20 protein-coding genes are annotated in these 22,335 nt (G+C 62.9%); 13 read left to right on the forward strand and 7 right to left on the reverse strand.

The annotated features are described in order from the left end of the window. Positions 1-46: 46 nt before the first annotated feature. On the reverse strand, positions 47-1,357 hold the full coding sequence (locus BM315_RS15625) for a nucleotide sugar dehydrogenase (RefSeq protein WP_090502597.1): 1,311 nt from the start codon (positions 1,355-1,357) through the stop codon (positions 47-49). Positions 1,358-1,978: 621 nt separating this feature from the next. Continuing rightward, positions 1,979-2,758, reverse strand: coding sequence for a peroxide stress protein YaaA (yaaA, locus tag BM315_RS15630; RefSeq protein WP_090502599.1), 780 nt, complete (start codon positions 2,756-2,758; stop codon positions 1,979-1,981). A gap of 203 nt (positions 2,759-2,961) precedes the next feature. Here yaaA and dmeF point away from each other — a divergent pair, with 203 nt between their 5' ends. The 5 genes from dmeF (at position 2,962) to moaE (ending at position 7,026) form a co-directional block, all read left to right on the forward strand. After that, the gene (gene dmeF / locus BM315_RS15635) at positions 2,962-3,951 is read left to right on the forward strand and encodes a CDF family Co(II)/Ni(II) efflux transporter DmeF (protein WP_090502601.1); all 990 of its coding nucleotides are present in this window, start codon (positions 2,962-2,964) and stop codon (positions 3,949-3,951) included. Positions 3,952-4,264: 313 nt separating this feature from the next. Next, on the forward strand, positions 4,265-5,656 hold the full coding sequence (locus BM315_RS15640) for a PhoH family protein (RefSeq protein ID WP_090502603.1): 1,392 nt from the start codon (positions 4,265-4,267) through the stop codon (positions 5,654-5,656). A gap of 130 nt (positions 5,657-5,786) precedes the next feature. Beyond that, a complete protein-coding gene (gene moaC, locus BM315_RS15645) occupies positions 5,787-6,278 on the forward strand; it encodes a cyclic pyranopterin monophosphate synthase MoaC (RefSeq protein ID WP_090502605.1) in 492 nt (163 codons plus the stop codon). Then, on the forward strand, positions 6,275-6,523 hold the full coding sequence (gene moaD / locus BM315_RS15650; RefSeq protein WP_090502607.1) for a molybdopterin converting factor subunit 1: 249 nt from the start codon (positions 6,275-6,277) through the stop codon (positions 6,521-6,523). Before moaC ends, moaD begins: the two co-directional genes overlap by 4 nt. Before the next feature lie 47 nt (positions 6,524-6,570). Next, positions 6,571-7,026, forward strand: a complete 456-nt coding sequence (moaE, locus tag BM315_RS15655) for a molybdopterin synthase catalytic subunit MoaE (protein WP_090502609.1) — start codon at positions 6,571-6,573, stop codon at positions 7,024-7,026. A gap of 481 nt (positions 7,027-7,507) precedes the next feature. On the opposite strand, the gene BM315_RS15660 is transcribed toward moaE, so the two are convergent. Further along, entirely contained in the window at positions 7,508-7,933 is a 426-nt protein-coding gene (locus tag BM315_RS15660; protein ID WP_090502611.1) for a group II truncated hemoglobin, read from the reverse strand. Positions 7,934-8,265: 332 nt separating this feature from the next. Here BM315_RS15660 and BM315_RS15665 point away from each other — a divergent pair, with 332 nt between their 5' ends. The 6 genes from BM315_RS15665 (at position 8,266) to BM315_RS15690 (ending at position 13,953) form a co-directional block, all read left to right on the forward strand. Continuing rightward, a complete protein-coding gene (locus BM315_RS15665) occupies positions 8,266-9,057 on the forward strand; it encodes an ABC transporter substrate-binding protein (protein ID WP_090502613.1) in 792 nt (263 codons plus the stop codon). A 41-nt stretch (positions 9,058-9,098) separates the two neighbouring features. After that, entirely contained in the window at positions 9,099-9,824 is a 726-nt protein-coding gene (locus BM315_RS15670; protein ID WP_090502615.1) for an ABC transporter permease, read from the forward strand. After that, positions 9,821-10,564: an ABC transporter permease subunit gene (locus BM315_RS15675; RefSeq protein ID WP_090502617.1), complete on the forward strand. Its 744-nt coding sequence runs from the start codon at positions 9,821-9,823 to the stop codon at positions 10,562-10,564. Before BM315_RS15670 ends, BM315_RS15675 begins: the two co-directional genes overlap by 4 nt. After that, positions 10,561-11,322, forward strand: a complete 762-nt coding sequence (locus tag BM315_RS15680) for an ATP-binding cassette domain-containing protein (RefSeq protein ID WP_090502619.1) — start codon at positions 10,561-10,563, stop codon at positions 11,320-11,322. The genes BM315_RS15675 and BM315_RS15680 overlap by 4 nt, the downstream gene beginning before the upstream one ends. A gap of 75 nt (positions 11,323-11,397) precedes the next feature. Continuing rightward, on the forward strand, positions 11,398-12,849 hold the full coding sequence (lysA, locus tag BM315_RS15685) for a diaminopimelate decarboxylase (protein WP_090502621.1): 1,452 nt from the start codon (positions 11,398-11,400) through the stop codon (positions 12,847-12,849). Between the two features lie 123 nt (positions 12,850-12,972). Beyond that, positions 12,973-13,953: a LysR family transcriptional regulator gene (locus BM315_RS15690; RefSeq protein ID WP_212632968.1), complete on the forward strand. Its 981-nt coding sequence runs from the start codon at positions 12,973-12,975 to the stop codon at positions 13,951-13,953. A 194-nt stretch (positions 13,954-14,147) separates the two neighbouring features. Here BM315_RS15690 and rhlB read toward each other — a convergent pair whose 3' ends face one another. The 4 genes from rhlB to BM315_RS15710 all read right to left on the reverse strand — a co-directional run bounded on the left by rhlB (position 14,148) and on the right by BM315_RS15710 (position 19,530). Further along, the gene (gene rhlB, locus BM315_RS15695) at positions 14,148-15,611 is read right to left on the reverse strand and encodes an ATP-dependent RNA helicase RhlB (RefSeq protein WP_090502717.1); all 1,464 of its coding nucleotides are present in this window, start codon (positions 15,609-15,611) and stop codon (positions 14,148-14,150) included. Positions 15,612-15,742: 131 nt separating this feature from the next. After that, on the reverse strand, positions 15,743-16,678 hold the full coding sequence (locus BM315_RS15700) for a GGDEF domain-containing protein (RefSeq protein ID WP_090502625.1): 936 nt from the start codon (positions 16,676-16,678) through the stop codon (positions 15,743-15,745). Between the two features lie 267 nt (positions 16,679-16,945). Continuing rightward, on the reverse strand, positions 16,946-18,847 hold the full coding sequence (locus BM315_RS15705; RefSeq protein WP_090502627.1) for an acyl-CoA synthetase: 1,902 nt from the start codon (positions 18,845-18,847) through the stop codon (positions 16,946-16,948). After that, positions 18,844-19,530, reverse strand: coding sequence for an alpha/beta hydrolase (locus tag BM315_RS15710; protein WP_090502629.1), 687 nt, complete (start codon positions 19,528-19,530; stop codon positions 18,844-18,846). Before BM315_RS15710 ends, BM315_RS15705 begins: the two co-directional genes overlap by 4 nt. A gap of 482 nt (positions 19,531-20,012) precedes the next feature. Between BM315_RS15710 and BM315_RS15715 the strand changes: the two genes are divergently transcribed. Further along, complete coding sequence (locus BM315_RS15715) at positions 20,013-21,041, forward strand: amino acid ABC transporter substrate-binding protein (protein WP_090502631.1); 1,029 nt, start codon at positions 20,013-20,015, stop codon at positions 21,039-21,041. A 99-nt stretch (positions 21,042-21,140) separates the two neighbouring features. Then, positions 21,141-22,325: an amino acid ABC transporter permease gene (locus BM315_RS15720; RefSeq protein ID WP_090502633.1), complete on the forward strand. Its 1,185-nt coding sequence runs from the start codon at positions 21,141-21,143 to the stop codon at positions 22,323-22,325. The last annotated feature ends 10 nt before the right edge of the window (positions 22,326-22,335 follow it).

Raw genomic sequence — 22,335 nt, forward strand, 5'->3', positions numbered from 1 at the left:
CTGCTCGCGCGCCCAAGGTTCGGCCCAACTGGCTGCTAGGCCGGGGTTACCAGCAGATGCCTTCGGAGCCTGCGCGTGAGGCGGTGGGCATGAAGCCGACCAGGTCGACCACGTGCTTGCCGTCGAGGGCCTGTTGCGCCAGGGGTGCGAAGCGCTCATCGGCATTGCCGAGGACGATGATCTCGGCGTTATCGACTACCGCATCGAAGTCGCTGTTGAGCAGCGAGGAGACATGCGGAATCTTCGATTCGATGTAGTCCTTGTTGGCGCCATAGACGCGGGCATATTCGACGTTGCTGTCGTAGATGCTCAGCTCGAAGCCCTTGCCGATCAGCATCTCGGCCAGCTCCACCAGCGGGCTCTCGCGCAGGTCGTCGGTGCCGGACTTGAAGCTCAGACCGAGCAGGGCGACCTTGCGCTTGTCATAGCTGGCGATGATGTCGAAAGCGTTCTGCACCTGGACCCCGTTGCTGCGCATCAACGAACCGATCAGTGGCGCTTCGACGTCCAGGCTGCCGGCGCGGTAGGACAGGGCGCGCACGTCTTTCGGCAGGCAGGAACCACCGAAGGCGAAGCCGGGCTTCATGTAGTACTTGGACAGGTTGAGCTTGTGATCCTGGCAGATCACCTCCATCACCTCGCGGCCGTCGACCCCCACCGCCTTGGCGATGTTGCCGATCTCGTTGGCGAAGGTGACCTTGGCGGCATGCCAGACGTTGCAGGTGTACTTGATCATCTCGGCGACATCGATGTCCTTGCGGATAATCGGCGCGTCGAGTTCGCGGTAGATGCTTTCCAGCAGGTCGCCGGAGGCACTGTCCAGCTCGCCGATCACGGTCATCGGCGGGAAGTCGTAGTCCTTGATCGCGGTGCTTTCGCGGAGGAACTCGGGGTTCACCGCCACGCCGAAATCGATCCCGGCCTTCTTCCCGGAGCAGTCTTCGAGGAGCGGGATCACCACGTTTTTCACGGTGCCCGGCAGTACGGTGCTGCGCACTACCACGGTATGCCGTTCGGGCTTGTTGCGCAGGGCGAAGCCGATCTCGCGGCACACCCCTTCGATGTAATTCAGTTCCAGGTCGCCGTTCTTCTTGCTCGGTGTACCGACGCAGATAAACGAGACCTCGGTATCGCGAATTGCGTCGGCGACATCGGTGGTGCCACGCAGGTGGCCGGAGTTCAGGCCCTGTTGCAACAACACTTCCAGACCGGGCTCGACTATTGGCGATTTGCCATTGTTGATCAACTCGGTTTTACTGGCCGATATATCGACGCCGACCACGTCATGGCCACGGGTCGATAAACAACCGGCACATACGGCGCCCACATAACCCAAACCAAAGATACTGATTCGCATCGTATTACCTCGTCCATTTTAGTTCGCAATTTAATAGTGGCTTATTGACCACCGTCGTTCATTCAACTCAGGTCGACAGGGCTGCTTGATTAATTCGGGCATGAGCAATGCCCGGCATCCGCAAGAGGAGGCCTGAGCTGGGCTTGTAATATGAAACGTGCCCTGTTGAACTGCTGAGCTGCTGGCCCGGAAGGCTCTGGCTCTTGGTTTATTAGTAAGTCATCTGATCGGCGAAAGTTCTCCTCTGAGCGCACGGCAACTTTTCTTCAGATAAAGTCCGTCCGCGGACATTGGTCCGGGATTAAAGGCAGTTTTGGTTCATGCGAAGTTGCATGAAGAAGTCTGTTACGTCCCTAAGAGTCTGCGCTTTTTCCTATAGTTCCTACCGTTCGTCCCCCTTTTGTGAATTATCAGGGCTGTTAATATAGTGGCCACTAGTTGCATATTGATGGCCGTTTACGATTGTCGGTTTGTTGATGTGCGTGCGGTGTGCGGAGAACTCGGAAAGTTCAATGTGGCGGGGGTTGATTAATTAATCAGGTTGTTTGTGGCAGTCATTGATTGCCGATGGCGGGGGGCAAACGGGCCGGCGGGCGGCCCTTGGCGGGAGAGGAGGCGGGATCAGTCTTGTGGCAGGTCGCGCAAAAATACCAGTTTGTTCAAGGTGGACTGTTCGGCCGAATAGACATAACCCTGATCATTAAAGTCCTTTAGTTGTTCAGGGTTATTCAGGCGTTGTTTGATCACATGGCGTGCCATCAGGCCACGAGCCTTCTTGGCGTAGAAACTGATGATCTTGTACTGACCGTTTTTCAGGTCCTTGAATTCGGTGTCGATGATCCGTGCATTCAGGGCCTTGCGTTTCACCGCGCTGAAGTACTCGTTGGAGGCCAGGTTGAGCAGTACCTCGTCGCCCTGGGCGGCCAGCGCCTCATTCAGCCAGCCACTGATGCGCTCGCCCCAGAAGTCGTAGAGGTTGTTGCCGCGCGGGTTGACCAGCTTGGTGCCCATTTCCAGGCGGTAGGGCTGCATCAGGTCCAGTGGCCGCAGCACGCCATAGAGACCGGAGAGCATGCGCAGGTGGTTCTGGGCGAAGTCGAAGTCGTCCTCGTCGAAGTCTTCGGCGTTGAGCCCGGTGTAGACATCGCCCTTGAACGCCAGCAGTGCCTGCTTGGCGTTTGCCGGGGTGAAGGTCCTGGTCCAGCTGGCAAAGCGTGCGGCATTCAGGCCGGCGAGCTTGTCCGACAGGTGCATCAGCTCGGCAATCTGCATGGGCGTGAAGTCGCGCAGTTGGGCGATCAGGTCCTGGGCATGCTCGAGGTGTTCGGGTTGGGTATAGCGCTGGGTCACCGGCGGGGTCTGGTAATCGAGGGTCTTGGCCGGGGAAATCACCATCAGCATAGGGTCTGCTCCTGAAAGTCTTGGTCGCGATTCTAGAAGCTGAGGGCGGTCAAGACTAGCGACGATGGCGCCACTGGCGTAATCCGGATAGGCCTTGGCGCAAGCCGCGCCGGCGGCGTTGCGCCAAGGCCAAGCGCTGCGCTTGACCTGGGGGCCGTCACGGGGTTGTAGTTGGCCCAGGTCAAATCCTCCAGGGAGCCACCATGACCGCCTGCAATCACTCGCGCTGGGAGCCTTCCCACGATTACCGCCCGCTGGAAACCCGCAGCGAACGCCAGGCCTGGCTGGTGACCGCGCTGACCGGGGCGACCATGCTGGTGGAAATCGCCGCCGGCTATGCCTTCAACTCCATGGCCCTGCTCGCCGATGGCTGGCACATGGCTTCGCACATGCTCGCCATCGGCCTGACGGCCCTGGCCTATCTGCTGGCGCGGCGTTACGCCGATGATCCGCGTTTCGCCTTCGGCACCTGGAAGATCGAGGTGCTGGCCGGCTTCGCCAGTTCGCTGCTGTTGCTGGTGGTGGTGGCGATGCTGGCGTTCGAGTCGTTGTGGCGATTGTGGCAGCCGCAGCTGATCGCCTTCGAGGTGGCGCTGTGGGTGGCGGTGGTCGGCCTGCTGGTCAACCTGCTGTCGGCCTGGCTGCTGCGCGACCAGCATGAACATGAGCACGGTCATGCTCATGGCGATCACGATCACGATCACGATCACGATCACGATCACGATCACGATCACGATCACGTCGCGCCGGCGAGGGCGCGCGACCTCAATCGGCATGCCGCCTTTATCCATGTGCTGGCCGATGCGCTGACCTCGGTGGCGGCGATCGTTGCACTGCTGGGCGGCTGGTTGTTCGGCTGGAACTGGCTCGATCCGCTGATGGGCGTGCTCGGCGCCGCGATCATCGCGCTATGGGCCAGGGGCTTGCTGGTCGAGACCGCCAAGGTGCTGCTCGATCGGGAGATGGACAGCCCCGTTGTGCTGCGCGTGCGCAGTGCCCTGGCCCAGGAAGCGGACACCGAACTGGCGGATCTGCACCTGTGGCGGGTCGGTCGCGCGCAGTACGCCTGCATCGTCAGCGTGGTGACCCATGGTGACATCTCGGCGGATCGCTACAAGGACCGGTTGGCGGGGATTGGCGAGTTGGTGCATGTCACGGTCGAGGTCAATCGTTGTGTCGACAACGAGGCGTGACGCCGCTACCGAGGCGGGATTATTTTCGGCGCGAGCGCGGGTAGGACTTCTGACTTTAACGGCGTCGTTGCGGGTCGCCAAGCGCTATTCGTCGAGGCGACGAATAAACCTAAAAAAACTGAAAAAACCTTTCGCCTGTCATGATTTTTGGAGTATCTAAAAGACAGACCGCCGAACCCTGCAGACAGGTGGCGACCCTTGGCCTTCACCTTGCTTGCACCTGCTCAGCCCCCGTCTGAGAGGTCGGCGGTCCCCGCGGCGGAGCGCTGCTCAGGCATTCCGTCGCTTGGCTCCTATAAGAAGGTGACCGAGTATGGATGACCACGGAAGCTTCAAGCCCACCGCTCCAACCCTCTACGCCCTCGACACCAATGTGTTGATCCACGATCCCAACGCGTTGCTGAATTTCCAGGAACACCACGTCGCCATCCCGATGACCGTTCTGGAGGAGTTGGACAAGCTGAAAACCGGCAAGCAAGGCGTCGCCGCCGAGTGTCGGCAGGCCATTCGCTTGATCGACAAGATTTTGGGGAGCGCCACGCCCGAGGAAGTGGAGCATGGCGTCGCGATCCAGCGCGAGAAGAGCGGGCCTTGTGGTTTTCTCTCGATTCTCATGACTAAAAGTGCCTCGCCCATTACCTGGCTGCCGGAGGATCTCAACGACAACAAGATCATTAACCAGCTGGTCGAGCTGAAAGCCCGGCGCCCGGACATGGCCGTGGTGCTGGTGACCAAGGACATCAACATGCGCCTGAAGGCGCGCGCCTGCGGGATCGACTCGGAGGACTACCACACCGACCAGTTGGTCGACGATGTGTCGCTGCTGTCCAAGGGTTATCACAGCATGAGCGGTTCCTTCTGGGATCGGGTGAGCAAGGTCGAGACCCGTCAGGATCACGGCCGCACCTGGCACCGGGTGCAACTGATCGACAACCTGCCGGCGGTCCACATCAACGAGTTCATCATCGACGAGCAGGGCTTCGTCGGCTGGATAAAAGGCATCCAGAGCGATGAATTGCTGATCCTCGATCTGCACCAGGAACCTTTGCTGCATCAGGAAGCCTGGGGGCTGCGGCCGCGCGATATCCACCAGGCGCTGGCGCTGTTTGCCTTGCTCGATCCGGACATCCACCTGGTCAACCTGTCCGGCGCCGCCGGTTCGGGCAAGACCATCCTGGCCCTGGCCGCGGCCATCGAGCAGACCATGGTCAGCAAGCGTTATCGGCGCATCATCGCCACCCGCAGCGTACAGGGCCTGGATCAGGAGATCGGCTTCCTGCCCGGCACCGAGGCGGAGAAGATGGAGCCCTGGCTCGGCGCCATCACCGACAACCTCGAAGCCCTGCACATGGACGACGAGAACACCCACGGCAGCGTCGACTACATCCTGCAGAAGGTGCCGCTGCAGTTCAAATCGCTCAACTACATCCGCGGACGCAGCTTCCAGCAGAGCCTGATCCTCATCGACGAGTGCCAGAACCTCACCCCGCACCAGATGAAGACCATCATCACCCGCGCCGGCACCGGCTCCAAGGTGGTCTGTCTGGGTAACCTGGCGCAGATCGATACGCCCTACCTGTCGGCGCCCAGTTCGGGCCTGACCTACCTCACCGAGCGCTTCAAGGACTTCGAGCATGGCGTGCACATCACCCTGCAAGGGGTGCCGCGTTCGATCCTGGCGGAATTTGCCGAAACCCATATGTAGGAGGCGGTGAGCGGCAAGCTGCAAGCCATAAGCTGCGAGTTGAACGCGCAGCAGCCCGGCTTGCAGCTTGCCGCTGCCATATCGTGACTGCTGGGTTTACAATCGGCCGATCCCTGCCTGGAGTAAACCCGTGCTAACCCATCTCGATTCCCAAGGTCACGCCACCATGGTCGATGTCAGCGATAAAGCGCTGACCGTTCGTGAGGCCGTGGCCCAAGCCCTGGTGCGCATGCGCCCGCAGACCCTGCAGATGATCGTCGACGGCGCCCACCCCAAGGGCGATGTGTTCGCTGTGGCGCGTATCGCCGGCATCCAGGCCGCGAAGAAGACCGCCGACCTGATCCCGCTCTGTCATTCGTTGATGTTGAGCAGCGTCAAGGTCGAATTGCTCGCCCATGGCGATGATGCCGTGCAGATCACCGCGCGCTGCAAGCTGAGCGGGCAGACCGGGGTGGAAATGGAAGCCCTGACCGCCGCCAGCGTCGCCGCCCTGACCATCTACGACATGTGCAAGGCGGTGGACCGCGGCATGGTCATCGAAAGCGTGCACCTGCTGGAGAAGCTGGGCGGCAAGAGTGGTCACTACAAGCTGCTAGAGCCCAATAAAGAGGACGAGCAATGATTCATGTGCAGTATTTTGCCCGTTACCGCGAGGCCCTGGGCCTGGACGGCGAGCAACTGAGCGATACCCAGGAGTTCGCGACCCTCGATGACCTGCGCCAGCACCTGCTGGCCCGCGGCGGCGTATGGCAAGTGCTGGCCGAGCAGAACCTGATGTGCGCACGCAACCAGGAACTGTGCAGCCTCGACGAGCCGTTGGAGGAGGGCGATGAGGTGGCCTTCTTCCCCACGGTGACCGGCGGTTGAATTCGTTGTAGTCGCGGCTAAAGCCCCTCCCACAAGAGAGCATCTGCATGAACATCCGTGTCCAACTGGAGCCCTTCGATCCGGGCGTCGAAGTCAATGCGCTGCATGCCGCGAACGTGGGTGTCGGCGCGGTGGTCAGCTTTGTCGGCTATGTGCGCGATTTCAACGAGGGCCGCGAAGTCGGCGGGATGTTTCTCGAGCACTTCCCCGGCATGACCGAGAAATCCCTGGCCAAGATCGCGCTCGAGGCCGGGCAACGCTGGCCGCTGCTGAACCTGCAGGTCATTCACCGTATCGGCCGCCTGGAGCCGGGCGAGCCGATCGTCTTCGTCGGCACTACCAGCGCCCACCGCGAGGCGGCGTTCGAGGCCTGCGCCTTCGTCATGGACTACCTGAAGACCCGCGCGCCCTTCTGGAAGAAGGAAGACACGGCCGAAGGCTCCTGCTGGGTCGAAGGCCGGCAAAGCGACCAGAGCGCCGCCGAGCGCTGGCACAAACCCTAAGCGCTTGCGCCGCAACGCTTTGTTGCTGCGCCTTGAAGGCGTTTAGCTCCAGTCATTTGCGCTCGAATCGGGGCGCCATCGCCCGACCGGCGACTGCGCGTAGTCGGTCGACGGGCAAAGCCACTGCCCCTGAGCAGGGAATGTTCGCCGAAAACCTGGTGCAGATAGGCAGTGGGGGCACCTTTCTCGGCTGACTACGCCGTCGTCGCGCCGCTGCAAATGCCTTGTCTCCTCGGGACTCCGGGCCAGCCGGAGCTGGCGGCGCCTATGTCACGCTAAGCCAATGCCGTTGCACACTTTAACCGTCGCAACTGGCCTTCCAGGCTGGGCCGGGCTGCGCAGCCCATAACTGGAATTTCGTGAAAAAAAACCGGCAGCAGGTCGTCTAGTCGCTGACGGGGCAAGGATGACGCCGGCGTAGCGGGTGGCGAAATCGCCACTGCCATTGAACGGCTCCAGCGGTTCGCCGCAGTCCGGCCCGCTATTGCGCGTCATGCCGATTGCGGCTGGCCTGGACTATGCGTTGGGCCGGTACCCGCAACTGGCTCAGCAGGTACTCGGCGAAATCCGGCGTATAGGGTTGCAGGGCTATGGCCTGGGCCATACAGCTGAGCCAGAGTTCACTGAGGCGCTCGCTGATGGGCCACTGGGCGTGGAAGGCGGGAATGGCGATGCTGCCGTACTTTTCCTGGAACAGCTTGGGACCACCGAGCCAGCCGCTGAGGAAACAGGCCAGCTTGTCGGCTGCCAGTTGCAGGTCGTCGGCATGGAGCTGCCGCAGGTCTGCCGCCTCGGGTTGCTGGTCCATCAGCCGGTAGAAGTCGGCGACCAGGCGCTGCAGGCCGTTGATACCGCCAGCGGCCTGGTAGGAGGCATCGCCGACGCCATAGACGGGAGGGTGGCTCATGGCTGTGCTCCAAGGCAAAAGTGTCATTGTAAAGGCGCCATGGCAGTCGGTGCAGTGGTGAAGCGCGCATCGCCACCTGCTGGTGGCACTCACAGGGGCGGTTGCTCAGGCGGGCGGCGGCTTTGGGGCGGCTCCGTCGCGAGTTAAATCTCTACAACTACATGCATAGCGCTGGAGTATGCATAACATAATAAATATACATTTGATAAATGCGAGGTGCGGGCGGATTCTTGGTTCGCGGCGGTGACCAAGCGGTCATCCAGTGCGATGTGAAGCGGGCTTGCGGGTGACGGCCGGCTTCATAGCAAACCCTGATTCCAGAGGAAAACAAGATGAATAAGACTCTCCGCTCCCTGTTGCTCTGCGCCAGTCTCGGTGCCCTGCCGTTCGCTGCCGCCCAGGCCGCCGAAGGCCAGACCCTGCGCCTGGCCACCGAAGGTGCCTACCCGCCGTTCAACTACTACACCGCAGACGGCCAGCTGGCCGGTTTCGATATCGAGATCGGCAAGGCTCTGTGCGAGCGCATGCAGGCCAAGTGCAGCCTGGTGGCCCAGGACTGGGACGGCATCATCCCCGCGCTGCTGGGGCGCAAATACGACGTGGTGATCGCCTCCATGTTTATCACCGAGGAGCGCCGGCAGAAGGTCGCCTTCAGCGACCCCTACCAGAAATCGGCGATGACCTTCGTGGTGCCCAAGGATTCCGAACTCAGCGATTTCAGCCCGGCCGCCATGGCCGGCAAGACCATCGGCGCCCAGGGCGCGACCACCCAGGCCGATTACCTGATGGCGATGTTCCCCGACTCCGACGTGCGCCTGTATCCGACCCAGGATGCGGTCAACCTGGACCTGGTGTCCGGGCGTCTGGATGCCCAGGTTGGCGACATGATCCCGATGCTCGACTGGACCCTGAAATCCACCGATGGCAGCTGCTGCCGTCTGGCCGGCGCGCCGATCAGCGACCCGAAATATGTCGGCGAGGGTGTCGGCATGGCGCTGCGCAAGGAAGATGAGCAGCTGCGCCAGCAGCTCAACCAGGCGCTGGCGTCGATCATCGCCGATGGTACCTATCAGGCCATCAACGACAAGTTCTTCTCGGTCAATCTGCTGACCCTGGAGCAGTGAGCCAAGCGCTCCTGACCTGCTGAGCGAGAAGAGGATCTGTTATGGACTGGCTCACCTACCTGAGCTTCGGTGACGCCGGCTGGGGCGACGAGTTGCTGCAGGGCCTCGGGGTGACCCTGGCCCTGGCGCTGACCACCCTGCCGGTCGGCCTGCTGCTGGGCCTGCTGGTGGCGGCGCTGGCGCTGTTCGGCGCTCGCCCGGCGCGCGCCCTGGCCCTGGCTTTCAGCACCACATTGCGCGGCCTGCCCGAGCTGCTCACCCTGTTTATCATCTACCACGGCGTGGGCATGGGCCTGAACGCCCTGCTGCGCTGGTACAACCCGGCGGCCGGTTATCTCGAGCTGAGCCCCTTTATCGCCGGGGTGCTGGCCCTGGGCCTGGTCTTCGCCGCCTATTCCAGCGAAGTCTGGCGCGGTGCCTGGCAGGCCCTGGACGGCGGCCAGCGCGAGGCGGGGCAGGCCATGGGCCTGCGCCGGCTGACCATCTTCCGCGTGATCGAGTTGCCGCAGTTGCTGCGCCTGGCCCTGCCGGGGCTGGGCAACCTGTGGGTCAACCTGCTCAAGGACACTGCCCTGGTCTCGGTGATCGCGCTGAGCGACCTGATGCGCATGGCCAATATCGCCGTGGGCACCACCAAGAAGCCGTTTCTGTTCTTCTTCGTGGTGTGCCTGGCCTACTGGCTGGTGTGCCTGCTCTGCGAGTGCCTGCTGGCACGCATGGAGCGCCGCGCCAACCGCGGTTACCGCACGGGAGGTGCCGCGGCATGATGGATATCCTCACGCGCTTCTCCGGCCAGCTGTTGGCTGGTGCCGGCCTGACCCTGCAGCTCACCGCCATCGCCGCGCTGCTGGCCTGCGCCCTGGCGCTGCCCCTGGCCATCGCCCGCTGCAGCGAACGGGGTCTGTTGCGCTGGCCGATTCGCCTGTATGTGTCGTTCTTTCGTGGCACGCCGCTGCTGGCCCAGTTGTTTCTGGTCTATTACGGCTCGGGCCAGTTCCGCGCCGAGCTGAGCCAGCTGGGGCTCTGGTGGTTCTTCCGCGACCCCTACTACTGCGCGCTGCTGACCTTCGTCCTCAACTCCACGGCCTACCAGGTGGAAATCCTCCGCGGCGGCCTGCGCGCCGTGCCCTGGGGACAGATCGAGGCGGGGGTGGCCATGGGCCTGTCGCGCTTCAACCAGTACCGCACCATCATCCTGCCCAATGCCTACCGCATTGCCTTTGCGGCCCTGGGCAACGAGATCATCCTGCTGCTCAAGGGCAGCGCGGTGGTCAGCGTGATCACCCTGTTCGATGTGATGGGTCAGACCCGGCGCATCTTCTCGCAAACCTTCGACCTGTCCGTGTACCTCTGGGCGGCGTTGCTCTACCTGCTGCTGACCAGCGCCTTCGTCTGGCTCTGGCACCGCCTGGAGCTGTGCCTGACTCGCCACCAGCGGGTGCGCCAGGCGTCTACCACTGTCACTGCACCCGCCGCCAAGCGGGTATCCGCCGGAGTTTCGCCATGACCAACGCTGCGTTGCAGGTGGAAGACCTGCACAAGTCCTTCGCCGGTATCGAGGTGCTCAAGGGCATCTCGTTGACTGCCGAGAAGCACGACGTGATCAGCATCATCGGCTCCAGCGGTTCGGGCAAGAGCACCTTGCTGCGCTGCATGAACCTGCTGGAGTTCCCCGACAGCGGCCGCCTGCGCGTGCAGGGCGAGGAGCTGGAGCTGACCCCCAACCGCCGCGGCGGGCGTTCACGGCGCTGCCAGCGGCAGATCGAGCGGGTGCGTTCGCGCCTGGCCATGGTCTTCCAGTCGTTCAACCTGTGGTCGCATATGACCGTGCTGGAGAACGTGATGCTCGGCCCCTGCCTGGTACATAAGCGCAACCGCACCGATGTGGAGGCCCAGGCGAAGAAGCTGCTGGCCCGGGTCGGCATGCTGGAGAAGTGCCAGATGTACCCCGACTGCCTGTCCGGCGGGCAGAAGCAGCGGGTGGCCATCGCCCGCGCCCTGGCCATGGATCCCGAGGTGATGCTGTTCGACGAGCCCACTTCGGCCCTGGACCCGGAGCTGGTGGGCGAGGTGCTGCTGGTGATCCGCGAACTGGCCGAAGAAGGCCGGACCATGATCATGGTCACCCACGAGATGCGCTTCGCCCGCGAGGTGTCATCCAAGTTGGTGTACCTGCACCAGGGCCGCATCGAGGAGCAGGGCAGCCCCGAGCAGCTGTTCAACGCCCCGCAATCGGACAACCTGCGCCGCCTGCTGGCGACGTAGGGTGCGCTGTGCGCACCGCTAATAACCCAATAACGAAATGGTGCGCATGGCGCACCCTACTAGTGAGCAATACCCATGAGCCAAGTCGTCTCCCTGCACCCCTGGAAAAGACCGCAACACCTCGAGAGCGCCCACAACCAGTTGCTGATCGACGGGGTCAGCGCCATCGAACTGGTCGAGCGTTATGGCTCGCCGCTGTTCGTTTATTCAGAGAGCAAACTGCGGGATAACGCCCGGGATATCCTGGGCAACTTCCGCCGTGTGCACGCCAAGACCCGGGTCTGTTTCGCCAGCAAGGCCTGCGCCAACCTGGCGGTGCTCAAGGTATTCAAGGGCTGCGGCCTGGATCTGGAGGTCAACTCCGGCGGCGAGTTCTACAAGGCGCAGATCGCCGGCTTCGCCCCGGCGCAGATGGTGTTCAACGGCGTGGCCAAACAGCTGGGTGAGCTGCGCGAGGTGATTGCCGCCGGAATCAAGGCGATCAATGTCGATTCGCTGTCGGAGCTGGCGCGCATTCTCGCGGTGGCCAGCGAACTGGACCAGCAGGCGCGGGTCAGCCTGCGCATCATCCCGGAGATCCAGGGCGGCGCCGCGGCCGGCTGGCAAACCGGCACCTCGACCTCCAAGTTCGGCATGACCGCCGCCGAGCAGAGTGAGGCCATCGAGCTGATCCTGGCCCATCCCGCGGCGCTCAAGCTGGTGGGGGTGCATGCCCATATCGGCACCCAGATCACCGACATCGGCGTGTATCAGGCCGAGGCCAATTTCCTGATCGACTATGTGCGTCAAGTCAGCGAGCGCCTGCCTTATCCATTGGAGCATCTGAACCTGGGCGGCGGCTTCCCCAAGAACTACAGCAGTGCCGAGGCCAACTTCGATTCGGTGGCCGCGCACTACCGCGCCAACTACCGTACCGAGGTCGACTTCGCCCTGCTCGCCGAGCACCTGATCAAACCGGTGTCCCAGGCTTTGGGCGAGCAGATCGAACTGATCGTCGAGCCGGGGCGCAGCATGGTCAGCGACACCGCCATCCTGCTGACCCGCATCGAGGCCCACAAGCAGCGCCAGGGCCGTCCGGTGTTCTACCTGGACGCCGGCTACAGCGTGCTGTTCGACCTGTATAACGGCTGGTACTTCCATATGCTCAACGCCTCCCGCGCCGATGACCGGGACACCCACCACTGCCGCATGGCCGGGCCGCTGTGCGACAGCAGCGACACCTACTACGACATCGAAGGCGAGGGCGCGGTGACGGACCTGATCGCCGAGGAACCGGCGTTGGCCGAATATCGGGCGGTGCTGGAGCAGGTGCTGGTGCACCAGCCCAACCTGCGCGAGTTGCCGGCGGCCACTGCCATGGGCGATGTGATCGCCCTGCTGGACGTGGGCGCCTACGCCCTGGAGATGATGAGCCAGTACTGTGGCCGCCAGTCCGCCGCTGCGGTGCTGGTGGATCTGCAGCAGGGCAGCCGCTTGATCCGCCGCCGTGGCGAATACCGCGACCTGCTGGCCCATGATCTGGACTGAATGCCGTAGGGTGCGCTGTGCGCACCAGCGCCAGCTGCGGATTCCAGGTGCGCACGGCGCACCCTACGCAAGCCTTGCGCCAGAGACGGTGTGCGGTGCACTGTTGCTCCCGAAGTGGCCGGGATGACGGCCTGCCTGGGAGAGCTACCGATCATGCTGTCGCCCCGCGAGCGCCTAATGCGCAACCTGGACTGGAACCTGCTGTACACCTTTCTGGTGATAGTCGAGGAAAGCAGCATCACCGGCGCGGCGCGCAAGCTGTCGCTCAGCCAGCCCAGCGTCAGCAATGCCCTCAAGCGTCTGGAAGAACACCTGGGCATGCGCCTGATCCAGCGCAAGAAGGGTATGTTCTCCCTGACCGAGCAGGGCCTGCGGGTCTACGAGTACATTTCCTCGGCCGGCAGCATCATTGGCAAGATGGCCGAGCAGTACGCTGGCGAGGCCGGCGCGGTGCTCGGTGAGCTGCATATCCAGGTCGCCAGCCATGTCAGTTGCCAGCCCTTCGACGACAGCCTGGCGCAGTTTCACCGCCTCTATCCCAATGTGCTGATCAGCCTCAGCTCCCAGCCCAGCGCCGACATCGTCGACGCGGTGGCCAGGAGCAGCCTGCATATCGGCATCAGCAACAAGAAGACCGCTCAGACCGGCCTGCACTTCGACTTGATTGGCTACGAGCAGATGGCCTTCTACTGTGGCCCGCGCCACCCGTTGTTCGGTCGCGCGGACCTGACGGCCGCGGACCTGCGCGGCCTGGCCTATGTCTCCTTCGAGAGCGACCAGCCCGGCGAGGGTCTCAGCGCGGTCAACTCGGTGCGCACCGAACAGCAGTTCTGGGGTCGCCTGGTGGCGGTGTCGCCCAACGAGGAGGAGGTGCGTCGGCTGATTCTCGCCGGCCTCGGCTTCGGTGCCCTGACGGTCGAGGGGGCCAAGCCCTTTGTGGCGCAGAAGCTGCTGTTCCAGCTGCCGCCCTACGACGAGTTGCCGGTCAACGAGGTGTACCTGGTCACTCCGGAAAATCAGTTGCTGACGGATGTGGAACAGCTGTTTATCGCCCTGCTGCGCGAAGCGACGGTGGCGGCGGTGCGGGCGCGCTATTTCAAGTAGGCTCAGAATTATTTTTCCGATGTCACCGGCTCGTAGGGTGTGCGGGGCCGCCTAGGCCGCGCGCACCAGGCACCCGGTTGTCAGTGGTGCGCACGGCGCACCCTGCGGGATCGGCGCAGCGTGCCAAGGCTGCGGTGGTTGCAAAGAAAAAGGCGAAGCCCCTGGGCTTCGCCTTTTGTTTACCTACCGCAAGCTCAGTGCTTGCGCGGCACCGGCTTGAGCAGCTCTTCGGGCGGCATCTCGCAGTTGATCTTGCGTCCCAACAGTTGCTCGATCGGCGGCAGGGCGTAGGCGTCGTTCTCGCTGGCGAAGCTGATCGAGGTGCCGCTGGCGCCCGCGCGCCCGGTACGGCCGATGCGGTGCACGTAGTCGTCCGGTACGTCTGGCAGGGTGTAGTTGATCACGTGGCTGATGGCGTCGACGTGAATCCCGCGGCCGGCCACATCTGTGGCGACCATGACCCGGATCTTGCCTTCGCGGAAGCCTTCCAGGGTCTTGATCCGCTTGTGCTGCGGTACGTCGCCGGACATCTGGGCGGCGCTGATGCCGTCACGGGTCAGGCGTTCTTCGATGCGCCGCACTTCGTCCTTGCGGTTGGCGAAGACCATCACGCGGATCCAGTCGTTCTGCGCGATCAGGTTGTACAGCAGCTTGTACTTGTCGCTGGAGGCGACCATGTAGACGTGCTGCTCGACGGTGTCGCTGGCGACGTTTTCCGACTCGATCTCGACGATGGCCGGGTCGGTGGTCCACTGCTTGGCCAGGTTCATCACCTCGTCGGTGAAGGTGGCGGAGAACAGCAGGGTCTGGCGCTCGTTCTTCGGCGGGGTCTGGCGGATGATCTGCCGCACCTGGGGGATAAAGCCCATGTCGAGCATGCGGTCGGCTTCATCGAGCACCATCACTTCGACCATGTCCAGGTGCACCTCGCCGCGCTGGTTGAAGTCGAGCAAACGGCCCGGAGTCGCCACCAGGATGTCGCAGAAGCGCGATTCGAGCAGCTTGAGTTGCTTGTCGAAGTCCATGCCGCCGACAAACTGCATGACGTTGAGCCCGGTGTATTTGGTCAGCTCTGCGGCGTCCTTGGCGATCTGCACCACCAGTTCGCGGGTCGGTGCGATGATCAGCGCGCGCGGCTCGCCCATGTAGCGTTCTTTCGGCGGCGGCGTCTGCAGCAACTGGGTAATGATCGAGACCAGGAAGGCGGCGGTCTTGCCGGTGCCGGTCTGGGCGCGGCCGATGGCGTCCTGGCCCTTGAGGGTGAAACCCAGCACCTGGGCCTGGATCGGCGTGCAGTAGGGGAAGCCCAGGTCGTGGATGGCATGCATCAGCTCGGGGGCGAGCTTGAAATCATGGAAGCGGGTCTTGCCTTCGGCCGGTTCGACCGCAAAGTCCTCCAGTTTCCAGCTGTCCACCGGCTTGCTCGCACGTTGGCGCCGGGGCTTGTCCGCCTTGGCGGCAGGTTTGTCCTGGTTGACCACCGCCGCCGCGGCAGTGCTGCCGCTATCGCCGGCCGGGTCATGGGTCTTGGCCGTGCGGCTGGGGTGCTCATGTTTACGGTCGCCGCTACGGGGTGTGGCGGGCGAAGCAGGCGTGCTGGTTGGGCTGGGCTGCTCGCCCTCGGCTTTGCCGAACATTTTTTTGAGTGCTTTGAGCACGGTCATCTCGTCAATTGGTTAAGGAGTGAACGGCTGCCAGTGTAAAGCAAGAAGCCGGCGCGGCGAAGTGCCATGGCTGGCGCCTGCCATCGCTCGTGGTTGTGGCGTCGGTCGCAGTAGGCGGGAGTGTCTCAGCAGAGGCAGTTGCGACCCTGCTGCTTGGCTCGGTAGAGCGCGCTGTCGGCGCGAGCTATCAGGCTCTGCAGGTTGTCTTGCGGCTCCATTTGCGCCAGGCCTATGGATAGCGTGACACCGGGCAAGATGCCGACTGGCGAATAGAAGGAGGTAACGTGCTCGAGGCTCTGGCGCAGCCGTTCGCCGATGCGACGGGCTTCCACGTCGGCGATTTCCGGCAGGAGAATGACAAACTCTTCGCCGCCGAAGCGTACCAGGCTGTCCTTGCTGCGCAGCTGCTGGCACAGCGTGTGGGTCACCAGGCACAGGGCATAGTCGCCCGCCAGGTGACCATGCCGGTCGTTGTAGGCCTTGAAGTGGTCGACATCCAGCATCAGCAGGCTCAGCGGTTGTTCGTTGAAGGCGCAGCGGGTGCTTTCGCGTTGGTAGACATGCTCGAGCCAGCGGCGGTTGAACGCGCCGGTCAGGGTGTCGACATTGGCGTTCTGCTCACTGTTGAGAATCAGCAGGTTGCCTTGGCGCAGGCGGGTGCAGAGCAGTTCCAGCAGGTTGTGCAGCAGCTGTGGCGATTGCCGGAACAGCTCGGCCAGCGACTCGCGGTGCAGGCTCAGCACGCTGCTCGGTTCGCTCGCCACCACGTAGGCGCAAGGATGGTGGTTGTCGATAAAGCTGATTTCCCCGGCGCAATCGCCGGCTTGCAGGGTGCTGACCGGCTGGTTGTCCAGAGAGCCGAGGTAGACCTTGAGCTGGCCTCTGAGCAGGAGGTAGAGGTGCTGGTTACGGTTGAACGGCGAAAGGAGAATTTCGCCAGACTCCAGGTCGCAAGCGCTGAATTTCTTGAGCAGTCGGTTGACGCTGCTGGGCGCGATATTCCTGAACAGTTGCAGGCGCCGGGCTTGCTGCAGATTGGCCTGCCGCCGTGAGGTGTTCATGGCGCGCGGCGGCTGCGCAGCAGGCCGGGAAACATGGCGGACATCACGAACACTCCCTGTCGTATGGACGAATACCAACGCGCACGATATGCCTGTGGGGTAGAGCTGACAATCCTCGGCAAAAAACTGTGACCGATCCGCACCGAATAGTTGCGGGGTGCGTCACAGTTGGGTGCATCCGTGCATCACCTGCAGGACAGCTTCGTAGCCCGGATAGCCTGGGCGCAATCCGGGAGACTCGCCCCGGATTACGCTGGCGTTCGCTATTCAGTCGCTGCAGTGCAGCTGGATGGGCACCGTGAATCCCTCCAGGCGCTTGCTCACGGCCTGCTCCAGCTGGCTGTCGCGGCGCGGCAGATGGATGTGGGCGAGCTGGCCGCGGCGTTCGTCGCCGAGCACCTCCACGCGGATGGCAGTGTCCAGTTCGGCCACTGCCGCTTGATAGACCCGGCGAATGGCATCGAAACGCAGGGCCGGCTTGAAGGTCTTGCCTACCGCGGTGAGCGGGATGGCGTCGATGATCCAGGCGTCCTTGGGCACGGCCGCACGTTCGGGAATATGCGCGGCGGCATGCGCCAGCAGTTCCTCCTCGCTGACCTGGCTGCCCGGCTTGAGCTGGACATAGACCACCGGCAGTTCGCCGGCCTTCTCATCGGGTTTGCCGACCGCGGCGGCCAGGGCCACGGCCGGGTGGCTGTGCAGGGCCTGCTCGATCATCTGCGGGTCGATGTTGTGCCCGCCGCGGATGATCAGATCCTTGCTGCGCCCGGTCAGCCAGATGTAGCCGTCGGCGTCGATGCGGCCCAGGTCGCCAGTGTTGAACCAGTCGCCGTCGACCCAGATGCCGGCGTTCTTGCTGGCCTGCAGGTAGCCCTTGAACACCGTGGCGCCGCGGATGCACAGGTTGCCGACTTCATCTGGTGCGGCGTCGCGCAGGTAGCGGCCCTGTTCGTCGAGGACCTTGATGCTGACTTCGCAGTAGGGCATGCGCAGGCCGATCGAGCCGGGCCGGCGCTCGCCGGCGGGCGGATTGGCGCAGCTGCCGCAGGTGCCCTCGGTGAGGCCGTAGCCTTCGATCAGGGTCAGCCCGGTCTTGGCCTCGAACTGGCGGATCAGCTCCACCGGCATCGGTGCGGCGCCGCACAGCGCGTATTTCAGCGAGCTCAGGTCGTGGCCCGCGCTGGGCACCTGCAGCAGGCCGGCATAGATGGTCGGCACGCCGCTGAAGAAGCTGACCTTGTGGCGCTCGATGATGCGCCAGAAGTTCTGCATCAGTGCGCCGTTGCGATAGCCCTGCGGGGTGGCCAGGAGGACTTCGGCGCCGCCGATAAAGGCGGTCAGGCCGGTGACTATCACGCCGTTGACGTGGAACAGCGGCAGGCCGCAGAGGGTCACGTCGCCAGGCGCGAAACGGGTCACCAGATTCATGCTGTAGGCCATCGCCACTTCATTACCGTGGCTGTGCGGGGCCAGCTTGGGGGTGCCGGTGGTGCCGCCGGTGTGGAAATAACTGGCGATGTCGTCCGGGTGGAATTGCCGGCCGCTTTCCAGCTGGTCGGCCGGGCAGGCGGCGATCAGTTCGTCGAAGTCCAGCACGCCTTCGGGCAGCGGCCCGCGTTGCGCCTTGAGCGCGCTACGCTGCGGCTCGGGCAGCAGGTTGGCCATGTCCACGCAGATCACCGCCTTGAGGCCCGGGAGCTGGCCGCGCAGCGACTCGACCTTGGCCCACAGGTCGGTGCCGGGGAAGGGCGCCAGGGTCACCAGCAACTCGGAATCGGAGGCCTGGATCAGCTCGGCGATATGCTCGGCTTCCAGCAGCGGATTGATCGCGTTGACGATCCCGGCCGCCTCGCCGCCCCAGATGGTGAAGTGGGTCTGCGGCAGGTTGGGCAGCAGGAACGACACCGCCTTGCCCGGGCGCAGGCCGAGGCGGTGAAAGGCGTTGGCGGTCTGGGTGATCTTGCCCAGCAGTTGCTGGTAATCGAGGCGATAGACGGGTTCGTCGCCGCTACCCTGGAGGATAAAGGACAGCGCCGGCGCCTGCGGTTGCGCCGCGGCCGTGCGGCGGATCAGCTCGTAGGTGCCGGCTGGCAGGTTGCGTTCGGCCAGCGGAGTGGCTTCGATCTGCTCGATATCGGCTAAAGCGCGAATGATGGGCTGGCTGGTCATGTGTGTTTCTCGGCTCGTGGCATGGGCGTGTTCAGCCGCTGCGCCAGCCAATCGGCGATGTCGCGGATCTCTTCCGGCAGCACCTCATGGGCCATCGGATAATCGCGCCACTGCACGGCGACGCCGCAGGCGGCCAGTTGGTCGTGGGCCGTGCGGCCCATGGCAGGCTGCACAACGTCGTCGAATCTGCCATGCAAACAGAGTACCGACAGTTGTTTTTGTGTATCCGCCAGTTGCATGTCGTCACTGAAGGTCGGCGCATAGGTGGACAGCGCGATGACCCCGCCGAGCGGCCCCTGCCAGCGCAGGAAGGCGGCATGCAGCACCACGGCGCCGCCCTGGGAGAACCCGGCGAGAAAGATCCGGGCAGGGTCGATGCCACTGTTGCGCTGCGCTTCGATCAGGCTGATCAGCTGCTGGGCCGATTCTTCCAGTTGTTCATGGTTGATCGCCCGTGCCGGGCTCATGGCCAGGATGTCGTACCAACTGGGCATGGCCCAGCCGCCATTGATGGTCACCGCCCGGGTCGGCGCCTGGGGCAGGACGAAGCGCGTACTGCGCAGCCGTTCCTGCAGCGCCTCGGCCACGGGGAGAAAGTCATAGCGGTCGGCCCCCAGGCCGTGCAACCAAATGACGCAGGCGTCGGCAGCGAGTGTGGGCTGAAGGATCAACGGTTCGCTCATGGGTAGCTCCGGAGTGGTGCAGGCGGGCATCTTTTAGTGCACCTGAAATTTCAGTGAGTGGCTAATCTGTGAAGAAGATGTCGCAAGGTTACAAGTTTTGCGCTTGACCTGTCCGTATGGTGATAAAGGCGAGGCTTTGGTACGGGCTTTGCTGTAACCAGCCGGGACTGATGCTGTAGCCCGGCTTGGTAACACTGCTGGCAAACCGGGTATGGAACAGACGGGAAGCCATTTGTTGGGGGTTTCCACAAGACTCGGCAAACGCTGCATGTTTGCCGATAAGCGAATCGCTATCCGTCTCTAGCCCATTCGACCAATGGGCGAGCGAGGTTTTTAATGGCCGATGAAACAAACGGCTACTAGACTCTCGCTGAGGTTCGACCCCGGTTGATCGCGTTGCTGCCGACATGATCGACGTGCCCCACAAGGGTACGGAGGTAGGGCCGAGACTCCAAACACAACAAAAGCAACTGGAGGTTTTAATGAAGATGGTGAAATCCACCCTGGCTATTCTGACTACCGCAACCGTTCTGGGGGTCAGCGGCTTCGTTCACGCTGGCGCGACCCTGGACGCAGTACAGAAGAAAGGTTTCGTTCAGTGCGGTATCAGCGATGGTCTGCCTGGCTTCTCCTACGCCGATGAAAAGGGCAATTATTTCGGCCTCGACGTCGATGTATGCCGCGCAGTGGCTGCTGCCCTGTTTGGCGATGCGACCAAGGTCAAATACAGCCCGTTGACTGCCAAGGAGCGCTTCACCGCGCTGCAATCCGGCGAAGTCGATGTGCTGTCGCGCAACACCACCTGGACCAGTTCGCGCGACTCCGGTCTGGGCCTGAACTTCACCGGCACCAACTATTACGACGGCCAGGGCTTCCTGGTTAACAAGAAGCTCGGGGTGACCAGTGCCAAGGAACTCGACGGCGCCACCGTGTGCATCCAGGCCGGTACCACCACCGAGCTGAACCTCTCCGACTACTTCCGCGCCAACGGCCTGAAGTACACCCCGATCACTTACGATACTTCCGACGAGAGCGCCACTTCTCTGGAGTCCGGCCGTTGCGACGTGCTGACTTCCGACCAGTCGCAACTCTATGCTCAGCGCATCAAGCTGGCTGCGCCGCTGGAATACGTGGTACTGCCGGAAGTGATCTCGAAGGAGCCACTGGGGCCGGTTGTGCGCCAGGGCGACGAAGAGTGGTTCGACATTGTGCGCTGGTCGCTGTTCGCTATGCTCAACGCCGAAGAACTGGGCATCACCTCGGCTAACGTCGAGGAAACGGCCAAAACCACCAAGAACCCTGATATCGCCCGCCTGCTGGGGGTCGAGGGTGAGTTCGGCAAGGATCTGAAACTGCCGAAAGACTGGGCCGTACAGATCGTCAAGCAAGTGGGCAACTACGGCGAAAGCTTCGACCGCAACGTCGGTGCCGGCAGTGAGTTGAAGATCGAGCGCGGTCTCAACGCCCTGTGGAACAAAGGTGGTCTGCAATACGCACCGCCAGTGCGCTGACTGTCTTTGCCGACGTCCCGTCCTGGGGCGCCGGCATGTTCTAGATGACGTGAACCCCATGCCCACCAACGCGGGCATGGGGGTTCCTAGAGGGCTCCTATGCAAACGCCTGCAAATGTCTCGCGCCCACGTGGATCGGTCTGGACCGACCCCAAAGTGCGCGCATGGCTATTCCAGATCATTGCCGTTATTGCCGTAGTGGCGATCGGCTGGTTCCTGTTCGACAACACCCAGACCAACCTCGAGAAGCGCGGGATCACCTCCGGGTTCTCCTTTCTCAACAACAGTGCCGGGTTCGGCATTGCTCAGCACCTGATCGATTACAACGAAAGCCACACCTATGGGCGTGTCTTCTTCGTCGGTTTGCTCAACACCCTGCTGGTGTCGGTGATCGGCATCGTCCTGGCGACCATTCTGGGGTTCATTCTCGGCGTGGCGCGGCTGTCGCCCAACTGGTTGATCGGCAAGGTCGCTACCGTCTACATCGAGACCTTCCGCAATATCCCGCCGCTGCTGCAGATCTTCTTCTGGTACTTCGCGGTGATGCTCTCGCTACCCGGCCCGCGCGCCAGCCTGGAGATAGGTCAGACCTTCTTCCTCAACAGCCGCGGCCTGTATATGCCGGCGCCGAGCCCCTCGGACAGCTTTGTCACCTTTTTCGGCGCTGTAGTGGTGGCGATCATCGGTATCGTGTTGCTGACACGCTGGTCGCGGGCGCGCTTCGAGGCCACCGGCAGGTACTTTCCGGTGTCCCTGGGGGCGATACCGCTGTTGCTGGTGCTGCCTGGCCTGGCCGTGCTGCTGACCGGCAATCCGTTGCAGTGGAGCACGCCCGAGCTGACCGGTTTCAACTTCCGCGGCGGCTGGGTGCTGATTCCCGAACTGATAGCCTTGACCCTGGCGTTGTCCATCTATACGGCGGCGTTCATCGCCGAGAACGTGCGTTCCGGGATCATGGCGGTCAGTCATGGACAGACCGAGGCCGCCCGTTCGCTGGGCATGCCGGCCGGCAAGACCCTGCGTCTGGTGATCATTCCCCAGGCCATGCGGGTGATCATTCCACCGCTGACCAGTCAGTACCTCAACCTGGCGAAGAACTCCTCGCTGGCCGCCGGTATCGGTTATCCGGACATGGTCTCGCTGTTCGCCGGCACGGTGCTCAACCAGACGGGGCAAGCCATCGAGGTGATTGCCATCACCATGAGTGTGTACCTGGCCATCAGCATCAGCATTTCCATGTTGATGAATTGGTACAACAAGCGCATGGCGCTGATCGAACGCTAGAGGACAAGCC

This window comes from Pseudomonas borbori, from assembly GCF_900115555.1.
GTDB lineage: Bacteria > Pseudomonadota > Gammaproteobacteria > Pseudomonadales > Pseudomonadaceae > Aquipseudomonas > Aquipseudomonas borbori.